The sequence below is a fragment of the Pseudomonas siliginis genome, assembly GCF_019145195.1.
Taxonomy (GTDB): Bacteria; Pseudomonadota; Gammaproteobacteria; order Pseudomonadales; family Pseudomonadaceae; genus Aquipseudomonas; species Aquipseudomonas siliginis.
In genome coordinates, this window is record NZ_JAHSTW010000020.1 from 1 (window position 1) to 3257 (window position 3257).

Sequence of the window (3257 nt, forward strand, 5' to 3'; positions counted from 1 at the left end):
TGACGATGACCTACTCTCACATGGGGAAACCCCACACTACCATCGGCGATGCATCGTTTCACTGCTGAGTTCGGGATGGGATCAGGTGGTTCCAACGCTCTATGGTCGTCAAGAAATTCGGGTACTGACTCGTGACCAAATGGCCTCGCTTCAGCAAATTGGGTATGTGACAGCTAGGTGTTTGTGAACTTCGAACTTTCGGTTCGTTTCGTCTTCACACACCGCAATCTGGCCTTTCGACGCAAATTGCTTGGGTGTTATATGGTCAAGCCTCACGGGCAATTAGTATTGGTTAGCTCAACGCCTCACAGCGCTTACACACCCAACCTATCAACGTCGTAGTCTTCGACGGCCCTTCAGGGAACTCAAGGTTCCAGTGAGATCTCATCTTGAGGCAAGTTTCCCGCTTAGATGCTTTCAGCGGTTATCTTTCCCGAACATAGCTACCCGGCAATGCCACTGGCGTGACAACCGGAACACCAGAGGTTCGTCCACTCCGGTCCTCTCGTACTAGGAGCAGCCCCTCTCAAATCTCAAACGTCCACGGCAGATAGGGACCGAACTGTCTCACGACGTTCTAAACCCAGCTCGCGTACCACTTTAAATGGCGAACAGCCATACCCTTGGGACCGGCTTCAGCCCCAGGATGTGATGAGCCGACATCGAGGTGCCAAACACCGCCGTCGATATGAACTCTTGGGCGGTATCAGCCTGTTATCCCCGGAGTACCTTTTATCCGTTGAGCGATGGCCCTTCCATACAGAACCACCGGATCACTAAGACCTACTTTCGTACCTGCTCGACGTGTCTGTCTCGCAGTCAAGCGCGCTTTTGCCTTTATACTCTACGACCGATTTCCGACCGGTCTGAGCGCACCTTCGTACTCCTCCGTTACTCTTTAGGAGGAGACCGCCCCAGTCAAACTACCCACCATACACTGTCCTCGATCCGGATAACGGACCTGAGTTAGAACCTCAAAGTTGCCAGGGTGGTATTTCAAGGATGGCTCCACGCGAACTGGCGTCCACGCTTCAAAGCCTCCCACCTATCCTACACAAGCAAATTCAAAGTCCAGTGCAAAGCTATAGTAAAGGTTCACGGGGTCTTTCCGTCTAGCCGCGGATACACTGCATCTTCACAGCGATTTCAATTTCACTGAGTCTCGGGTGGAGACAGCGCCGCCATCGTTACGCCATTCGTGCAGGTCGGAACTTACCCGACAAGGAATTTCGCTACCTTAGGACCGTTATAGTTACGGCCGCCGTTTACCGGGGCTTCGATCAAGAGCTTCGCGTTAGCTAACCCCATCAATTAACCTTCCGGCACCGGGCAGGCGTCACACCCTATACGTCCACTTTCGTGTTTGCAGAGTGCTGTGTTTTTAATAAACAGTCGCAGCGGCCTGGTATCTTCGACCGGCATGAGCTTACGGAGCAAGTCCTTCACCCTCACCGGCGCACCTTCTCCCGAAGTTACGGTGCCATTTTGCCTAGTTCCTTCACCCGAGTTCTCTCAAGCGCCTTGGTATTCTCTACCCAACCACCTGTGTCGGTTTGGGGTACGGTTCCTGGTTACCTGAAGCTTAGAAGCTTTTCTTGGAAGCATGGCATCAACCACTTCGTCACCCAAAGGGTAACTCGTCATCAGCTCTCGGCCTTAAGATCCCGGATTTACCTAAGATCTCAGCCTACCACCTTAAACTTGGACAACCAACGCCAAGCTGGCCTAGCCTTCTCCGTCCCTCCATCGCAATAACCAGAAGTACAGGAATATTAACCTGTTTTCCATCGACTACGCTTTTCAGCCTCGCCTTAGGGACCGACTAACCCTGCGTCGATTAACGTTGCGCAGGAAACCTTGGTCTTTCGGCGTGGGTGTTTTTCACACCCATTGTCGTTACTCATGTCAGCATTCGCACTTCTGATACCTCCAGCAAGCTTCTCAACTCACCTTCACAGGCTTACAGAACGCTCCTCTACCGCATCATCCGAAGATGATACCCGTAGCTTCGGTGTATGGTTTGAGCCCCGTTACATCTTCCGCGCAGGCCGACTCGACTAGTGAGCTATTACGCTTTCTTTAAAGGGTGGCTGCTTCTAAGCCAACCTCCTAGCTGTCTAAGCCTTCCCACATCGTTTCCCACTTAACCATAACTTTGGGACCTTAGCTGACGGTCTGGGTTGTTTCCCTTTTCACGACGGACGTTAGCACCCGCCGTGTGTCTCCCATGCTCGGCACTTGTAGGTATTCGGAGTTTGCATCGGTTTGGTAAGTCGGGATGACCCCCTAGCCGAAACAGTGCTCTACCCCCTACAGTGATACATGAGGCGCTACCTAAATAGCTTTCGAGGAGAACCAGCTATCTCCGAGCTTGATTAGCCTTTCACTCCGATCCACAGGTCATCCGCTAACTTTTCAACGGTAGTCGGTTCGGTCCTCCAGTCAGTGTTACCTAACCTTCAACCTGCCCATGGATAGATCGCCCGGTTTCGGGTCTATTCCCAGCGACTAGACGCCCTATTAAGACTCGCTTTCGCTACGCCTCCCCTATTCGGTTAAGCTCGCCACTGAAAATAAGTCGCTGACCCATTATACAAAAGGTACGCAGTCACAGAACAAAGTCTGCTCCCACTGCTTGTACGCATACGGTTTCAGGATCTATTTCACTCCCCTCTCCGGGGTTCTTTTCGCCTTTCCCTCACGGTACTAGTTCACTATCGGTCAGTCAGTAGTATTTAGCCTTGGAGGATGGTCCCCCCATATTCAGACAAAGTTTCTCGTGCTCCGTCCTACTCGATTTCATGACTAAGAGATTTTCGCGTACAGGGCTATCACCCACTATGGCCGCACTTTCCAGAGCGTTCCGCTAATCTCAAAGCCACTTAAGGGCTAGTCCCCGTTCGCTCGCCACTACTAAGGGAATCTCGGTTGATTTCTTTTCCTCAGGGTACTTAGATGTTTCAGTTCCCCTGGTTCGCCTCTTGCACCTATGTATTCAGTACAAGATAACCATCTTATGATGGCTGGGTTCCCCCATTCAGACATCTCCGGATCAAAGTCTGTTTGCCGACTCCCCGAAGCTTTTCGCAGGCTACCACGTCTTTCATCGCCTCTGACTGCCAAGGCATCCACCGTATGCGCTTCTTCACTTGACCATATAACCCCAAGCAATCTGGTTATACTGTGAAGACGACATTCGCCGAAAATTCGAATTTCTCAACTAAGAGAACTCACAAATTTTACCTTAGCCTGATCCG

At 51.5% G+C, this 3257-nt stretch carries 2 rRNA genes; both read right to left on the reverse strand.

The features are described from left to right. Nucleotides 1-113: ribosomal RNA gene (gene rrf, locus KVG87_RS25600) — 5S ribosomal RNA — on the reverse strand; the annotation flags it as partial. Nucleotides 114-261: 148 nt separating this feature from the next. Next, a 23S ribosomal RNA gene (locus KVG87_RS25605) occupies nucleotides 262-3155 on the reverse strand. Nucleotides 3156-3257: the final 102 nt, after the last annotated feature.